This window comes from Bacillus sp. 11C, from assembly GCF_055486375.1.
Window position 1 is genome coordinate 185428 of sequence record NZ_JBUPVZ010000003.1, and the last position, 15867, is coordinate 201294.

General features: G+C 44.7%; 20 protein-coding genes. All 20 read right to left on the bottom strand.

Going from position 1 to position 15867, the window contains the following annotated elements; all coding sequences use genetic code 11:
- Nucleotides 1-11: 11 nt before the first annotated feature.
- The 20 genes from ACY3LV_RS05895 to mleN all read right to left on the bottom strand — a co-directional run bounded on the left by ACY3LV_RS05895 (nt 12) and on the right by mleN (nt 15846).
- Complete coding sequence (locus ACY3LV_RS05895; RefSeq protein WP_148961944.1) at nt 12-1493, bottom strand: spore germination protein; 1482 nt, start codon at nt 1491-1493, stop codon at nt 12-14.
- Nucleotides 1438-2055: a stage V sporulation protein SpoVABEA gene (gene spoVAEA / locus ACY3LV_RS05900; protein WP_087990596.1), complete on the bottom strand. Its 618-nt coding sequence runs from the start codon at nt 2053-2055 to the stop codon at nt 1438-1440. The genes ACY3LV_RS05895 and spoVAEA overlap by 56 nt, the downstream gene beginning before the upstream one ends.
- A 7-nt stretch (nt 2056-2062) precedes the next feature.
- The gene (gene spoVAE, locus ACY3LV_RS05905) at nt 2063-2413 is read right to left on the bottom strand and encodes a stage V sporulation protein AE (RefSeq protein WP_087990597.1); all 351 of its coding nucleotides are present in this window, start codon (nt 2411-2413) and stop codon (nt 2063-2065) included.
- Between the two features lies 1 nt (nt 2414).
- A complete protein-coding gene (gene spoVAD / locus ACY3LV_RS05910; protein WP_148961945.1) occupies nt 2415-3431 on the bottom strand; it encodes a stage V sporulation protein AD in 1017 nt (338 codons plus the stop codon).
- A 13-nt stretch (nt 3432-3444) separates the two neighbouring features.
- Entirely contained in the window at nt 3445-3897 is a 453-nt protein-coding gene (gene spoVAC, locus ACY3LV_RS05915; RefSeq protein ID WP_148961946.1) for a stage V sporulation protein AC, read from the bottom strand.
- 12 nt (nt 3898-3909) lie between these two features.
- Complete coding sequence (spoVAB, locus tag ACY3LV_RS05920) at nt 3910-4335, bottom strand: stage V sporulation protein SpoVAB (RefSeq protein WP_464863521.1); 426 nt, start codon at nt 4333-4335, stop codon at nt 3910-3912.
- A complete protein-coding gene (gene spoVAA / locus ACY3LV_RS05925) occupies nt 4325-4945 on the bottom strand; it encodes a stage V sporulation protein SpoVAA (protein WP_333516954.1) in 621 nt (206 codons plus the stop codon). Before spoVAA ends, spoVAB begins: the two co-directional genes overlap by 11 nt.
- 127 nt (nt 4946-5072) lie before the next feature.
- Nucleotides 5073-5840 carry an RNA polymerase sporulation sigma factor SigF gene (sigF, locus tag ACY3LV_RS05930; protein WP_087990601.1) on the bottom strand — a complete coding sequence of 256 codons (768 nt, stop codon included), beginning with the start codon at nt 5838-5840 and terminating at the stop codon, nt 5073-5075.
- An 11-nt stretch (nt 5841-5851) separates the two neighbouring features.
- On the bottom strand, nt 5852-6292 hold the full coding sequence (gene spoIIAB / locus ACY3LV_RS05935; protein ID WP_087990602.1) for an anti-sigma F factor: 441 nt from the start codon (nt 6290-6292) through the stop codon (nt 5852-5854).
- On the bottom strand, nt 6289-6642 hold the full coding sequence (gene spoIIAA / locus ACY3LV_RS05940; RefSeq protein ID WP_087990603.1) for an anti-sigma F factor antagonist: 354 nt from the start codon (nt 6640-6642) through the stop codon (nt 6289-6291). The genes spoIIAB and spoIIAA overlap by 4 nt, the downstream gene beginning before the upstream one ends.
- A gap of 95 nt (nt 6643-6737) precedes the next feature.
- Nucleotides 6738-7907 (bottom strand): D-alanyl-D-alanine carboxypeptidase DacF, encoded by a 1170-nt coding sequence (gene dacF, locus ACY3LV_RS05945; RefSeq protein ID WP_333561885.1) that lies wholly within the window; start codon nt 7905-7907, stop codon nt 6738-6740.
- Between the two features lie 154 nt (nt 7908-8061).
- Entirely contained in the window at nt 8062-8877 is an 816-nt protein-coding gene (locus ACY3LV_RS05950; protein WP_148961950.1) for a purine nucleoside phosphorylase I, inosine and guanosine-specific, read from the bottom strand.
- 12 nt (nt 8878-8889) lie between these two features.
- Nucleotides 8890-10074, bottom strand: a complete 1185-nt coding sequence (deoB, locus tag ACY3LV_RS05955) for a phosphopentomutase (protein ID WP_333561884.1) — start codon at nt 10072-10074, stop codon at nt 8890-8892.
- 161 nt (nt 10075-10235) lie between these two features.
- Nucleotides 10236-11126, bottom strand: a complete 891-nt coding sequence (xerD, locus tag ACY3LV_RS05960) for a site-specific tyrosine recombinase XerD (protein ID WP_464863522.1) — start codon at nt 11124-11126, stop codon at nt 10236-10238.
- A 7-nt stretch (nt 11127-11133) separates the two neighbouring features.
- On the bottom strand, nt 11134-11361 hold the full coding sequence (locus tag ACY3LV_RS05965) for a YqzK family protein (protein ID WP_458866017.1): 228 nt from the start codon (nt 11359-11361) through the stop codon (nt 11134-11136).
- Nucleotides 11362-11485: 124 nt separating this feature from the next.
- The gene (fur, locus tag ACY3LV_RS05970) at nt 11486-11935 is read right to left on the bottom strand and encodes a ferric iron uptake transcriptional regulator (protein ID WP_010328189.1); all 450 of its coding nucleotides are present in this window, start codon (nt 11933-11935) and stop codon (nt 11486-11488) included.
- Nucleotides 11936-12047: 112 nt separating this feature from the next.
- Nucleotides 12048-12692, bottom strand: coding sequence for a stage II sporulation protein M (spoIIM, locus tag ACY3LV_RS05975; RefSeq protein ID WP_202327315.1), 645 nt, complete (start codon nt 12690-12692; stop codon nt 12048-12050).
- Nucleotides 12693-12783: 91 nt separating this feature from the next.
- A complete protein-coding gene (locus ACY3LV_RS05980; RefSeq protein WP_464863523.1) occupies nt 12784-12999 on the bottom strand; it encodes a hypothetical protein in 216 nt (71 codons plus the stop codon).
- Nucleotides 13000-13102: 103 nt separating this feature from the next.
- The gene (locus ACY3LV_RS05985; RefSeq protein ID WP_087990610.1) at nt 13103-14422 is read right to left on the bottom strand and encodes an NAD-dependent malic enzyme; all 1320 of its coding nucleotides are present in this window, start codon (nt 14420-14422) and stop codon (nt 13103-13105) included.
- A 17-nt stretch (nt 14423-14439) separates the two neighbouring features.
- The gene (mleN, locus tag ACY3LV_RS05990) at nt 14440-15846 is read right to left on the bottom strand and encodes a malate-H+/Na+-lactate antiporter MleN (RefSeq protein WP_464863524.1); all 1407 of its coding nucleotides are present in this window, start codon (nt 15844-15846) and stop codon (nt 14440-14442) included.
- Nucleotides 15847-15867 lie beyond the last annotated feature (21 nt).

Consider the following 15867-nt stretch of genomic DNA (forward strand, 5'->3'; position numbering starts at 1 on the left):
TTTCAATGCGATTATGAATTGGTAGGTTGTCTTAAGCGATTTCTTGGGTGAACGATACTTGGTCTTACTTTTGCGCCTGGTTTCGCTGTGCGGACCAGTACCTGCCACAGCGCCTTGCCGTTAAAGGGCATCAGCGGCCATAAGTACGGTGTTTGCAGGGATTTGATGCTGGACATGGCAATAATTAGCACTGTAAAACCGATAACAAGCCCTTTTACATGAAATAAGGCAACGAGTATCATGAGGGCAAGTCGGCTCATTTTATTTGCCAAACTCAATTCATAACTAGGCGTCGTAAAGGTTCCGATCGCTGCAAGTGAGACGTATAGAATCACCTCTGGTGAAAACAGGCCGACTTCAATGGCAATCTGTCCGATCAGCACAGCAGCAATTAATCCCATTGCTGTCGATAAAGCGGTCGGTGTGTGAATGGCAGCCATTCTGAGAAATTCGATTCCTAAGTCAGCTAAGAATATCTGCAGGATGATCGGGATATGCGTATCTTTATTTAAACCGATAAATTTCATATTCTCGGGCAGCAGGTCCGGCTGCAGCACAAAGAGAAACCAGATCGGGAGAAGTATAGTGGATGCCATGATACCGAAAAATCTCACCCATCTTAAAAAAGTACCGACTGCAGGCGCCTGCCTGTATTCTTCAGCATGCTGGACATGGTGGAACAATGTCGTCGGTGTGATAATCACACTCGGCGATGTATCAACCATGATGACGACATGGCCTTCAAGCACATGATTGGCCGCGACATCGGGTCTTTCAGTATAGCGGACGAGCGGATACGGGTTGTAGCCTTGTTTAATGATGAATTCCTCTACTGTTTTGTCAGCCATCGTTAAGCCGTCGACATCAATGGCAGCAAGTTCTTTTTCCACAATATCTACCAGATCAGGATCTGCAATATCTTCAATATAAATAATGCTCAGATCCGTTTTTGATCGCTCGCCAACCTTTGTCATCTTAATGCGAAGTCGTTCGTCTCTGATCCGCCTTCTGAGAAGAGCCGTATTGACGACGATATTTTCAACAAATCCGTCTCTGGCTCCCCTGACCACCTTTTCCGTATCAGGTTCTTCCGGATTTCTGCCCGGATAGCTTCTGACATCAATAATAAATGCGAAGCCCGTGTCTTCAACAATAACTGCGACTAATCCCGACAGCAACTGGTCAGTTGTTTCATCCAGCGTTTTTACTTTTTCGACCTGGGCGTTAAGAAGCCTGTTTTCGACAATATCGACCAGATGATCTGGATCCTCATCCCGATTGTTAATGGCAACGAGTTCTCTCATTAAATGAATGATAAAGGCCGTATCACATAATCCATTCAAATAGTAAAGCTGGATTTCTTTGTCTAAAATGGTGAGCTTGCGAACCCCTACATCGTAGCTCGTTCCCATCCCGACACGGTTTTTAAAGTATGCTTCATTTTTGTCTGGATTCCGATAAACCCGGATTTTCTCTTTCTTTTGGTCCGGCATGATACCCGCTCCTTTCTAAAATAAACTCGACCGCTTTCATGGTGATGGGCGACCCTTTTGAGATATCGTCTTTTCTGCCCATTTTGCCAATATCCCCAATACCGACAATAAGCGGGAGATCAAGTTTATCAAGGCAATAGACTGTATCTCCGTTCATTCTGTGTTCATCAAATTCCCGTTCTCCGACTTTATCTACACCGTATTCAGTTATTTCTCCATTGCGGTCAATGCTTACATCAACCCTAGTCCATTCTGCCTGATGTGTTTTTGATGCGACCGCAATCACACCGAGCACTTCAATTGACGGATGGGTTGCGACATAGGTTAGAGCGGCTTCTCCCGGACCCTCTCCTTGAAGGCCGGAGTCATCAAACATGACAAATACGGGATCATACGGTGCTGAGGTGATCAGCTTGACAAGCTCCGCGCCGCTGCGAATGGAGGGATTGCCCTTTGATTGTGATATACATCGCCCTCCCACTTTGCTTGCGGCGTATTCAATTGTTTTAGCGGCATATACATCCCCGTCTGTTACCAGTATGACCTTTCGTTTTGTCGTCATGTCGGCATTATCCTTTCGGTTTGAAAATAACAGCTACGATAAAGGCGAAGAGAATGGCGGCTGAGATACCAGCAGAGGTCAGCTCAAAAATCCCCATGCCGATTCCGATAAATCCATGTATATGCGCCTGGTGCATGGCACCGTGCAGAAGGCTGTGGCCGAAGCTGACGATCGGAACGGTGGCGCCTCCTCCGGCAAATTCAATAAATTTATCGTAAATGCCGAAACCATCTAAAATCGCGCCACTCACAACAAATGATGTCATGACGTGGGCTGGCGTCAATTTAAAAATATCCAAGAGCAGCTGGCCAACAATACAAATGGCCCCGCCGCATACAAAAGCCAAAAGGTAGTCCATGTTAAGATGCACCTCCCGCACGCTCAAATACAACCCCGTGGGCAATGGTCGGGATGGTTTCTTTTTGCTGGATCATCGTCGGGCTTAACAGCGCTCCAGTCGCCACGACGAATACACGGTTTAATTTTCCTTCTCTCAGCTGCTTAAAAATGTGAGAGTAGGTGACAAGCGCTGAACAAGCACAGCCGCTCCCTCCGGCAAAGACCTGCTGATCCGGTGTATAAACTAAAAGCCCGCAATCATCATGTTTTGTGCCGACCGGATAGCCATCTTCTTTTAAAAGATCTTTTACGATGGGAGATCCGACGGCGGATAGGTCACCTGTCAGAATCAAATCATAGTCATCAGCTGTCCGGTTGAGATCTTTAAAGTGCTGCTTAATTGTATCTGCCGCCGCCGGAGCCATGGCGGATCCCATATCAAACGGATCTGTAATTCCTAAGTCAGAGACCTTTCCGACAGTCGCGCTTGTGATTTGGATATCACCCTGTGTCTGACTGATAACAACAGCTCCGCTTCCGGTCACAGTAGAGGTGGCGGTGTCCGGTTTTTGACCCCCGTATTCCGTCGGATAGCGAAACTGTCTTTCCGCTGTAGCATTATGACTGCTGGTGGCAGCGAGCGCTCTCTTGGCAAATCCGCCGTCAACTAAGGCTGATGCGACAGCCACTGTTTCCATTGATGTTGAACAGGCGCCAAACATACAAAGAAACGGGATGTTTAAGTGTCTTGCCACATAGTTGGCCGTTACATTTTGATTCAGCAAGTCACCTGCCAGCAATAGATCAATATCATCTTTTGTCAAATTACTTTTTTGAAGTGTTGTATTAACAGCATCTTCCATCAGCTGGCGTTCAGCCATCTCCCAGCTTTTTTGATTACAGTGCATTTCGTCATAGGTTTTATCATATAAAGAGCCGAGCGGTCCGTCTTTTTCCTTCGGTCCTGCTGCTGTTCCCGCCGAGTTTACAAATAATGGATTTTCAAATACCCAGGTTTGCTTTCCTGTTAATTTCATTTTTCTTCTCCTCCTATGACATCAGTTTCTCAAAAGCAAACCGAATCATTCCGACGATGTACGCAGCCACAACACCGAAAACGATGACATTCCCCGCCAGTTTAAACATGTTTGTCGCTACTCCGAGCACGAACCCTTCGCTTTTATATTCAAGAGCCGCGCTTGCCATGCTGTTGGCAAAACCTGTGACCGGCACGGCTGAACCGGCGCCTGCAAACTGCCCGATTCTGTCATAGATGCCAAACCCGGTAAGCAAGGCTGAAATTAATATCAGTGTTGCCGCCGTTGGATTTCCCGCTGTTTTTTCATCAAAATCGAAAAAATGAATATAAAAATTTTGCAGACCTTGTCCGATCGCACAGATCAGACCGCCTACAAGAAAGGCTTTGACACAATTCCAGACGTAAGGCGGCTTAGGCTGATATGTTTTCACTTTTGATTTGTAGTTTTCTTTTATGTTTGTCATCTTGAAACCTCCTTATGAATGATCAATAAAATACAGCCAGTGAAATAAAGCCCCCGCTATTTTCCCAATCACGATGGCCATTAACAGAATAATGATTTTACTTCTGAGCCCGATTCGTTTTGCTAAAATCGGCAGGACATTTAAAACCTCTGTAAGGGCAGCTGCGAGCATCCCGACAAACACACCTGCCAGCAGCCCGACCGGTACGGCAATCCATTTTGTTAAAAAAAGATGGTTCATATGAAGCGTCTCCCATCCCCCGAAAACAGCGCCAAGTATAACAGCTGCTTCATAGGCCTGAACGAATCTCATCGTTTTGGTGAGCTGCATAAGCCGCGGAATGATTCCCATTACGGTTAAAAAAGCAACGAAGCCAGCCCCCACCGTGATGCCTCCGCCGAGCCCGACAAAAATAAGGAGCAATGCACTAACGATCATGCAGGTCCTTTATTGTCTCTTGATTCTCATGCATGGCCACATAGTGATCGAGATCAAGCTGATAGTTAAACATCTCAACCTCCAGCGGACTGGGCTCTTCATTAAGGCGCTTTTTAAAGATATGGTTAAAAAACACGATCATCCCCAGTCCCAAACCGATGCTGTATGGGATTTGAAGCAAGTATGGATAGTCATTCCTCTCTCCGGTTATGATTTCATATAGTGCGATATGAACATCTCCCATGCTTACATCCTCATGAAAGTTCATGATGGCAAGACACGATCCGATAAACAGAAGCAGCCAGACACCGATAAACAGAACCGTTGACATTTTCCGTTTGCGATATTGAATTTCGACAATGGTTTCTGCTCCGCCAACTGTTTGAACATCAAGTGCCGGATCTTGTAAATGAATAGCTTTGAGGACTTGTATGATATCCAGAATTACGATATTTTTATCTTTTTCGCTCACCTGATAAAGCGGCATAGCCGAAAGTTTCTTTTTCAGCTGAATCTGTCCTTCAATTTGCGCGGCATCTCCAACCGTGATGATATCTCCCGGATGGGCCAGCACCCTGTGGCGAAGTCGGATATATATACGTCGTTCCATTATTGATCACCATCTTTCGGTGGTTATATATGTAGTATGTGGTTCGATTTTGTTCTCATTCATCCGCTCGAAAAGACCATAAATTACCACGCTTTTTGCACACAAAAAAGCCAGCCTGCATGGCAGACTAGCTATCCGGATGGTCCATTTGAACCTTTATCTGTTTCAATATTTTCTTTTCAAGCCTTGAAACCTGAACTTGAGAGATCCCAAGCCGCTCAGCCACCTCGGACTGCGTTTGGTCTTTATAATATCTGAGATAGACGATTAGTTTTTCCCTTTCTTCCAAATCTCTGATCGCTTCTTTCAGTGCAATTTTGTCAAACCACTTTTCTTCAGAGTTGTCAGCGATTTGATCAAGCAGGGTTATTGGATCTCCGTCATTCTCATATACCGTTTCGTGAATCGAAGACGGCGCCCTTACCGCCTCTTGAGCGAGTACGACATCTTCAGCTTCAATCTCCAAATGGCCGGCGATCTCCTGCACTGTCGGCACTCTGCCCAGTGTTTTTGAAAGCTCATCTTTCGCGCGCCGGATTTTGTTTCCGAGTTCTTTTAATGACCTTGATACCTTTACAGTTCCATCATCGCGGATAAAACGCTGAATTTCACCGATAATCATTGGTACTGCATACGTTGAAAAACGCACATCATAGGTTAAATCAAATTTGTCAACAGATTTTAACAGCCCAATGCAGCCGATCTGGAAAAGATCATCAGGCTCATATCCTCTGTTTAAAAACCGCTGTACGACAGACCAAACAAGACGCATGTTTTTTTCTATGAGGAGGTCTCTTGCCTGCTGGTCGCCATTTTGGCTTTGTTTGATTAATTCCTTTACTTCATGGTCCTTCAGCTGAGCGTTTTTGCCGTTTTTCTTAACCTCCACATCCATAACAAATCTCCTTAATTACAAAGCGCTTTGCTTTTTGATAAGTGCTTTGTTAAGCGAATCGTTGTCCCCATCTCAGGCGATGAATCGATACTGACATCATCCATGAAATTTTCCATAATGGTAAAGCCCATTCCAGATCGCTCAAGCTCAGGCTTAGTCGTGAATAAAGGCTGGCGGGCTTCGTCAAGATCTGTAATGCCCATGCCTTCATCACGAATGGTCATATATACGACATGATCTTCCAGCGTCACTGAGATGTAAACTTTTCCGTCACAGTTCTCTTCATATCCATGTATAATGGCATTCGTTACAGCCTCTGACACGACTGTTTTGATTTCGGTCAGTTCGTCCATAGTCGGGTCTAGCTGGGCAATAAATGAAGCAACTGTCACACGGGCGAACGATTCATTCTGGCTGAGGGCAGAAAATTCAAGATGCATTTCATTTTTCATGATGCCACCCCCAGTGTCAGTAGCGCCTTCTGCTCAGATTGTTCAAATCTGATAATTTTAAACAGGCCCGACATATCAAACAGCCGCTTCACCGCAGGGGAGATAGCGCAAACGACCATTTCCCCGCCAGTTTGCTTAATTTGCTTGTATCTTCCTAAAATGACGCCAAGCCCCGAGCTGTCCATAAAGGAAAGGTCCTCCAAGTTCAGTACGATATGGCAAATATCATCCTTCTCCAGTGATTGAGTCACTTTGTGTTTCAGAGTTTCAGCCGTATGGTGATCGAGTTCGCCTGTTAATCGAATACAAAGCACAGATTCTTTGACATGCATGTCAATTCCAAGGCTCATGCTCATTCCTCCTTGATATGATCGGATAATGAGTGTTTCGATTTCGACGGAATAAATTCCTTCACCGTGACAAAACTAGTGGTCATTCGGCATAATTACTTAAATTTTGTCCAGTCTCCCATCGTCCGCTTCAAGAATGTTAAGAAACCGGCTTTCTTCATATCTTCTTTAGCAGCAACAGGACTTTCAGCAAGCACTTCTCCATCCTTTTTCAGAACGAGTGTGCCAAGCTCCTGGCCTTTTTGAATCGGAGCACTTACATTGTCATTCATTTTGATTTCTTTTTTCACATTTTTCATATCCTCGCCTTTTTTCGTCAATATTGAAATCGGCTCAGAAGTAGTGAGTTCGATAAATGTTTGTTTTCCTTTTTTGACCTTTACTTTTGCTACTATTTCATTTCGTTTATATAAAGGATGTGTTTCGTATTGACTAAAAGCGAAATCAAGCATCTTTGTCACTTGCGCGTTTCTTTCTTTAGGTGTACTCGCCCCGAACACAACCGCAATGGCCCGCATGTTTCCTTTTTTAGCCGAAGCTGTCAGACAATATTTCGCCTCTCCTGTATAGCCCGTTTTCACGCCGTCTACATCAGGATAAAATTTAATAAGCCGATTCGTGTTGACGAGCCAAAACTTTTTATCTGTATTTTCCCGCAGGTAATCCTCATACGTGCCTGTAAATTTCGTGATTGATTCGTATTTCAATAATTCCTTAGCCATGATTGCCATGTCATAAGCAGAGCTGTAATGGCCCTCCTCGGTCAGTCCGGTCGGGTTTTTAAAGGATGTGTTTTTCAAGCCCAGCTCTTTTGCTTTTTTGTTCATCTTGTTTACAAATTCTTCTTCAGAGCCGGAAATAAATTCAGCCATCGCTACGGAAGCGTCATTTCCCGAAGCGATTGCGATGCCTTTCAGCATTTCTTTGACAGTCATTTCCTCACCGGGCTCGAGGAAAATTTGTGATCCGCCCATTGAAGCCGCATGCTCACTTGTACGGACCTTATCATTCATTTTGATTTTGCCTTCATCTAAAGCTTCCATAATTAAAAGCATCGTCATAATTTTCGTCATGCTTGCAGGAGCCAGTCTCTCATTTCTGTTCTTGTTGTAAAGCACTTTTCCCGTGTCACGTTCTATCAGCACCGCAGACTTCGCTTCATGAGCAAGCTCCGATGTGCCTTTTCCGTCTTGTTTTGCAAATGCAGACGGTGCAAATGTAAGCAGCATTATACCAATCAACAAAGTGGATAAAAGACGTTTCATCTCAAAAGCCCTCCATTTCATAATCTTTTTTATTTTTTCCAAGCGGGATGGTTTTATACGCCACTGATGGAAAATGTTTCGTATCTTTTTTGGGCATAAAAAAAGACAGCTGCGTCATATCAGACACAGCTGTCTTTTGATCTTGTTATTGTTTTTATTCGTACTGAGCGACGACTGCTTTTACGAGCTGCAAGAATCCTGCTTTTACTTTTTCCGTCACTTCCATTACTTCATCATGACTTAAAGGCTGATCCAGAATTCCGGCTGCCGCGTTAGAGATGCAGGAAATGCCAAGGACACGCATTCCGGCATGATTAGCCACAATAACTTCCGGAACAGTGGACATGCCGACTGCGTCAGAGCCCATTGTTCTTAAGAAACGGACTTCTGCCGGTGTTTCGTAAGAAGGTCCTGTCACAGCGGTATACACGCCTTTTTGGATCGGAATGTTAAGGTTTTTCGCAACCTTTTCAGCCAAGCCGGATAGATCTTTGTCATAGGCTGAAGACATATCTGGAAATCTGGCGCCGAAATCGGCTTCGTTTGGCCCGATTAACGGATTTGTTCCCATAAAATTGATATGATCGGTAATGATCATTAAGTCTCCCGCACGGAATTCAGTGTTGACGCCGCCAGCGGCGTTTGTCACGATCAATGCTTCCACGCCGAGCGCTTTCATCACACGTACAGGGAAAGTGACTTTCTCCATTGAATAGCCTTCATAAAAATGAAAACGGCCTTGCATCGCAATGACGGAAACTCCTTCAAGGGTGCCAAGCACAAGCTGGCCGGCATGTCCTTCAACAGTAGATACCGGGAATTCTGGTATGTCTTCATATTTCAGTTTGACCGGATTTTCGATTTCCTCTGCCAAAATGCCAAGACCAGATCCTAAAATAAGGCCGATCTTTGGAGATTCCGGCAGGTTTTGCTTAATAAAAGCGGCTGCGCGTTCGATTCTGTCTTTCAAGAAACAGTCCCCCTATTGTAATGAAGATAAAAAGCTTTTTCCGTATTTAGGTTTATTCGCTTGGAAATTATCAGCGATCGTCGCGCCGATATCAGCAAATGTATCTGCAAGCGGCAGCATTTGCACGTTCTTATGTTTTTTGCTGTAAGCGAGAATCGGCACATACTCGCGTGTATGGTCGGTACCGTGATGAACCGGATCATTGCCGTGGTCGGCTGTAATGATTAACAGATCGTCTTCTTTCATTTTCTCAAATACTTCCGGAAGCCGCGCATCAAATTCTTCAAGCGCGCGTCCGTAGCCTTCCGGATCGCGGCGGTGTCCGAATAAGGCGTCGAAATCAACAAGGTTCGCAAAGCTCAAACCTGTAAAGTCTTCTCCCAGCGTGTCGATCACCTTGTCCATTCCGTCCATATTGGAAACTGTTCTCCGTGAAGAAGTAATGCCTTCTCCGTCATAGATATCAGAGATTTTTCCGATTGAGATCACATCTAAGCCGCTGTCTTTCAATTCGTTCATGACAGTGCGGTCAAACGGCTTAAGCGCATAGTCATGACGGTTTGGTGTCCGTTTGAATTGTCCCGGCTCTCCGACGAACGGCCGTGCGATAATGCGGCCTACCATATACTTCGGATCAAGCGTCAGCTCTCTCGCCGTTTCACAAATACGGTACAGCTCCTCAAGCGGCACAACCTCTTCGTGAGCGGCAATTTGCAGAACAGAGTCAGCAGATGTGTATACAATTAAAGCCCCTGTCTCCATGTGCTCTTGGCCAAGTTCATCCAAAATCTCTGTGCCGGAAGCCGGCTTGTTTCCGATAATTTTGCGTCCAGATCTCTTTTCCAGCTCCTGAAGAAGTTCATCAGGAAAACCTTCCGGGAACACTTTAAACGGTTTATCAATATACAAGCCCATGATCTCCCAATGGCCGGTCATGGTATCTTTACCGTTAGACGCTTCTTGCATTTTTCCATAATACGCAAGCGGATGTTCTGTTTTTTCCACACCTTTGATATCTCCGATGAGACCAAGGCCGAGTTTTGCCATATTCGGCATATGTAATCCATTCATATGCTCGGCAATATGCCCGAGCGTATTGGCGCCTTCGTCATTAAAGTCAGCGGCATCCGGCGCTTCGCCGATTCCGACTGAGTCCATCACAATTAAAAACACACGATTATATTTGTATGCAGGCATCTTGAAAGCCTCCTTTTTTTCTATACGTCTATTGTATCGCTAAGAGGTCTGACAACTCAAGTATAAACCGTTTTCATTCCCGTTGACAATGCATTCGGAAATAATGAGAAACTTCAATATTTTCTGTCGTGCTAAAAAAAAAGCCGCAGCCCCCCTTCCGGCTAGGCGCGCGGATGAAACTGATTGTATACATCCTTCAGCCTTGTTTTTGTCACATGCGTATAAATTTGCGTTGTGGATATATCCGCATGGCCGAGCATTTCCTGCACCGCTCTAAGATCAGCCCCGTTCTCAAGCAGATGCGTCGCAAAGGAATGCCTGAGTGTATGCGGGGTCAGCTCTTTTTTGATTCCGGCTTCAAGGGCGATTTTCTTTAGGTTTTTCCAAAACCCCTGACGGCTGATTTGCTTGCCGTGATGATTTAAAAAGAGGGCGTCAGACACTTTGTTTTTCAGTAGTTTCCCCCTGGCTTTCGTCATATATTCCTCAATGGCGGAAGCGGCAGCTTCACCGATTGGCACAATCCGTTCTTTTCTTCCTTTCCCGAAGCAGCGGACAAAACCCATGGATAAATGAACATCTGCCGTTTTCAATTCTATCATTTCACTGACTCGTATGCCTGTCGCATAAAGCAGCTCCAGCATCGCTTTATCCCGATAGCCGAAAGGGCTCGTCAGTTTAGGCGTGTCCAATAATCGCTCGACCTCATTGAGCGCGAGCACCTTCGGAAGCGCCCGTTCGGTCTTTTGTGTTTCGATATGAACGGAAGGATCCTTGTCCGTCACCTTTTCCCTGAGCAGAAATTGGTGAAAAGAGCGAATGGATGCCAAATGCCTCGCTGATGTCTTGCCGGATTTCCCCGAGTCCTTCAAGTGCTTTAAATATTGGATAATATGTATGCGGGTTACGTGATTCCAATCTGTAACATGAAGGGTTTCTGTTAAATAGAGAGAATAGCTTTTCAGGTCCCGTTCATAGGATACCACCGTGTTTTGTGAAAGCCCTCTCTCTACCATGACGTAGTGGATGAAATCCTTTATTTGATCTTTCACTCTAGATCTACTCCCCGTTTTGGTAAAAAAAGATCAACCGGTCGAACCATCCGCCTTTTTCATCCTGATCCATTTCAACAACTTTTACAGCGGAGCCTTCCGGTTTATCGTACCGATGATAGTTTTCATACTCTTGATTCACCCATATCATAGCATAATAGAACAGAGCGGTAAAACCGGTAAACAGGATGAAAACTTTCAATGCATCGAGAGCTGTTTTCAGGTATCTTCCCATGTCCTAATCGATCCTTTCCCTATGGTTCCAGTTATTTAAACCATATGCCAAATCAGAAAGGTTTTATACATAGAAACAGCAAAAAACCCTTTCCCCGTGAGAAAAGGTTCGCGCTCGGCATCGTCTATTCAGTCTCTGTTCCGTTACAGCGGTGGCAAATGCCGTGAAACGTCAATCTATGATCTTTAATCTTAAATTTCCAATCACGTTCAATGATTTCTTCCACGTCTTCAAGCAAATCTTCTTCAATTTCATCAACGGCTCCGCACTCCATACACACCAAGTGATGATGAAAGTGAGCTGCGCCCTCTTTCCGTAGGTCGTAACGGGACACGCCGTCTCCAAAGTTAATTTTATCAACGACTTTTAATTCAGTTAATAATTCAAGCGTACGGTATACTGTTGCGAGACCGATCTCAGGAGATTTCTCTTTTACGAGGAGGTATACGTCTTCTGCGCTTAAATGGTCTTCTTCGTTTTCAAGCAGCACTCTTACTGTCGCTTCACGCTGAGGCGTAAGTTTGTAGCTGGATGAGTGCAGTTGTTTCTTTATTCGATCAATACGGTTTTCCATGTCTTTCCCTCCTACGCCGCATTCCATGACTCATTATAACAAAATACGCGCAGAGTTCCAACTATAATTATTATAAACTGATAAATAAAATGTTTTTCTTTTAATAATCATTTTAAAAAAGTCTCAATGTAAGCTTTTCCATTAACACAGGAGATAAATATGCTTCAAAGAGAGATGAGATCAGTGCTAAAAACAGAATGACCAGAAGCACGAGGGCATATTGGCCGAACCACTGAATCGGCGCATCATGCAGGCTTCGTTTAACGAACAGCTGCCTGATTAACTTTAATGAAAACGCAATTGCACATGTGCCCATAATGAGATAAGCCGGAATTAGCAGTACATTTTGCGGCAAAACGGAGACAAAGGATAAGAAAAAACCGCTGATTCCCATCTGATTGACGAGAAATCCGACAGTAAAGCCGACAACGATCCCTTTCAGAAAGATCATGATGAAAATAATCGGCATCCCAATGACGGAAATCCCCAATATCCACATCAGTCCTAAATATTTTACATTATGAAAGATACTTTGCCCAAACATATCAGATGAACTTGCCTGTTTTCCATCCGAAAGCTGTCCGAAAAATTGGCTTAAATAGTAATATAAATCTTCTTTCTGGCTGATGGTCATGCTGTTGACAATAATCGCCCCAAAAATGACACCCATGAAAAACAGGACTGAGACAAATATATAAAGAGAGAGATGATCTTTGACATGTCTGAGAAAGATGTCCTTATAAGAGATTTTTCGCATTCCGTTTCCTCCCGCCCGCTCTAGTGATTTGATTTAATAGATTGTATGAAAGAAACGGAAAAACATGCCCTTTTTCAAAAAGAGAAGAATGCTAGGCGGCTTTTTTGGGCACAAAAAAACCCTTATCATCAACTGATATATGATCATAAGGATTCTTGGGCTTTCTTGTATTCATCATCTCTTTTTTGCTTTTCGTCATTCTTTCATGTGTACTGAAGGATGGTGTCCTGCCTCTTGATAATAAGACGTCACGTCCGCCGTTTCTCAGCAGATGCTCCCGCTTCTTTTTCGCTCGGCTTTTTGCCATGCTAATCACTCCCTAATTGATTTTCATTACAATTATAGCAAAAAAATGAACTCATGATGGAAGTAAAGCAGCACCTTGTATGCCAGGTGCTGCTTTACTTCATTTATTTCACTGCTGTAAGAGCTGCTCGCTCGACCGCAGCTGCTACCTCATGATGGACTTTTGAGTCAAGCGGCTGAGGGACCACATCGCCTTGCTTTGTGCAGGCTGCGATGGCCTCTGCTGCAGCGACAAGCATATCATGATTAATCTCCTTGCTTTTTGCGTTGAGCGCCCCTCTGAAAATACCCGGGAAGCCAAGCACATTATTAACAGAACGCCCGTCAGCTGCATATGCGGCGCCAGCCTGCAGCGCGGCCTCCGGCTCAATTTCCGGCTTCGGATTCGATAAAGCCAAAATCACCTGACCAGAACGTACAAATGCTGGTTTAATTAACCCGGGAACTCCGGTTGTGGCAATGATAATATCGCATGTTTCCATGAGCTCCTCGATGCTGGCAGCTGCCTGTCCGCCATATTGTTCGAGACGGTTCATCGCTTCCTCAGATTTGTCTGTTCCGTATACAGCTTTTACGCCATAGGCCATAAACATCCGGCAGATAGCGACGCCTGCTGCGCCCAGACCGATTTGCCCCACCTTCGCTTCTTTCAGGTCAACACCCGCGCTCCTGCATGCCGAGATGGCAGCAGCCAGCGTCACAACAGCTGTACCGTGCTGATCATCGTGCATAACAGGGATGTTCAGCTCCTCTTTTAGGCGGTCCTCGATTTCGAAGCAATGCGGCGAGCCGATATCCTCAAGCAAGATGCCGTTAAAACCTGGTGAAATATGTTTTACCGTTTTGATGATTTCTTCAGGATCACTCGTATCAAGCAATATTGGTATGCCGCTGATACCCGCCAGCTGATCAAACAAAGCAGCCTTTCCTTCCATGACAGGCATGCCTGCCACAGAGCCGATATTCCCAAGACCGAGAATTGCCGTTCCATCCGTTACAATCGCGACAGAATTGCTGATCGTTGTATAAATAGAAGCTTTTTCGGGGTCTTTTTCGATCAGCCTGCACACGTCTGCAACACCTGGTGTATAGACACGCCCGAGCTCTGCCAGTGAGCGGATCGGCATTTTGCTTTTCATTTGGATTTTTCCGCCTTCATGTGCGGACAGGACTTCATCAGATACGGTGTGAAGCCTGATCCCTTCTCCCAGACCCTGTACAGCCGCGATCACTTCCTGAAGCTGTTCTTCATTCTCCACTTGAACGGTAATATTCCGCATTGTGTAATTGGGTCCGACTTTTACCGTCTCCACTTCACCAATATCCCCGCCCAGAAGGCCGATTGCCGTCGCTACCCTTCCTAGATTTCCGGGAACCGAAGGCGTTTCAATCATCAGTGTCCGAATCATGTGTTTCGCTATCATTCAGTGATCCTCCCCAATTAGCCTAGTTTTTCGGCTTTAGCTGTATTGTTTTTCGTATACCATATAAATTTTCCTGTATAACCATAGATAATAGCAAGACCTATTGCAACAAAACTGAGCCACATAAACGGCAGATAGGCGAAGGTAGAAACCCCTAAAATACCAGCCATGTAAATACCGTTATCAGACCAAGGGACCATACCTGAAGTTAATGTTCCCCCCACCTCTGAGTTACGGGATAGCACCCTTCTGTCTAGATTCAATCGATCATAACTGTTTTCCATAATCTTCGGTGTCAAAATAAGAGATACATACATCGCACAGCCGAAGATGTTCGCTAAAAATGCTACAATCAGCGTAGATATAGTGACGTTGCCCGGTGATGTTAATTTCTTTTCAAACATAGAGACGATCACTTTTAAGACACCAAGCTTTTCAAGCAGCCCGCCAAATCCGAGACCAAAGATAATGACGACAAGGGAACCGAGCATTCCGACGATGCCTCCGCGATTTAACAGGCCGTTCAAGAATTCAACATCTGTTTTAATAGAGAATCCGTTGTAGGCAGTTGCAATCGCATCCGCTGGATTCATGCCTTGGAAAACAACAGCCCAGATAGCGCCAAGCAAAGCGCCAATTACGATAACCGGCATTGACGGCTTTTTCATCGCCAATAAGACGATGACGACAACAGCCGGGATCAGCATCCAAATATGAATGTCAAACGTACTTTGCAAAGAAGATTTCAAAAATTCAACTTTATCAAGGTCAATATTTTTCCCGCCGTACATAAAACCGGTAATTGTAAAGAGGATTGCTGTAATCACATACGCCGGCACAGATAAAAAGAGCATGGCTCTGACGTGGTCTAAGACATCCACTTTTGATAGTGAAGATGCCAGAACTGTGCTGTCTGAAAGAGGTGACAGCTTGTCCCCGAAATAAGCGCCTGAAAGAATAGCGCCCGCTACAAGAGGAAGCGGAAGGCCTAATCCTTCTCCAATTGCGATCATGGCAATGCCGGCAGTCCCGACTGTTCCCCATGACGTTCCTGTTGCTACAGACATAATGGAACAAATAATTAACGTTGCAAGTAAAAAGATACTAGGATGAATAAATTCTAAACCATAGTAAATCAGAGTTGGTACGATCCCTCCGGCGATCCATGTTCCAATAAGTGCTCCTACTGAAACAAGAATCAGAACAGCTTCAAGACCGTTTGATATACCATACAGAATGGCATTCTGCATATCTTTATAAGAATAACCGAGTCTGATACCGAGAATCATTGCGATAAACCAGGAAATGAAAAGCGCAAGCTGTATCGGCATGTCTAAAAAGACTGTAAACGACATGACAAGTGCTAAAAATGATCCTAGAACAATAATTATTTCGAATAGTGTTGGCAGTCTTACATCCTTCAAAAGAAGTCCCCCTTCATGTAA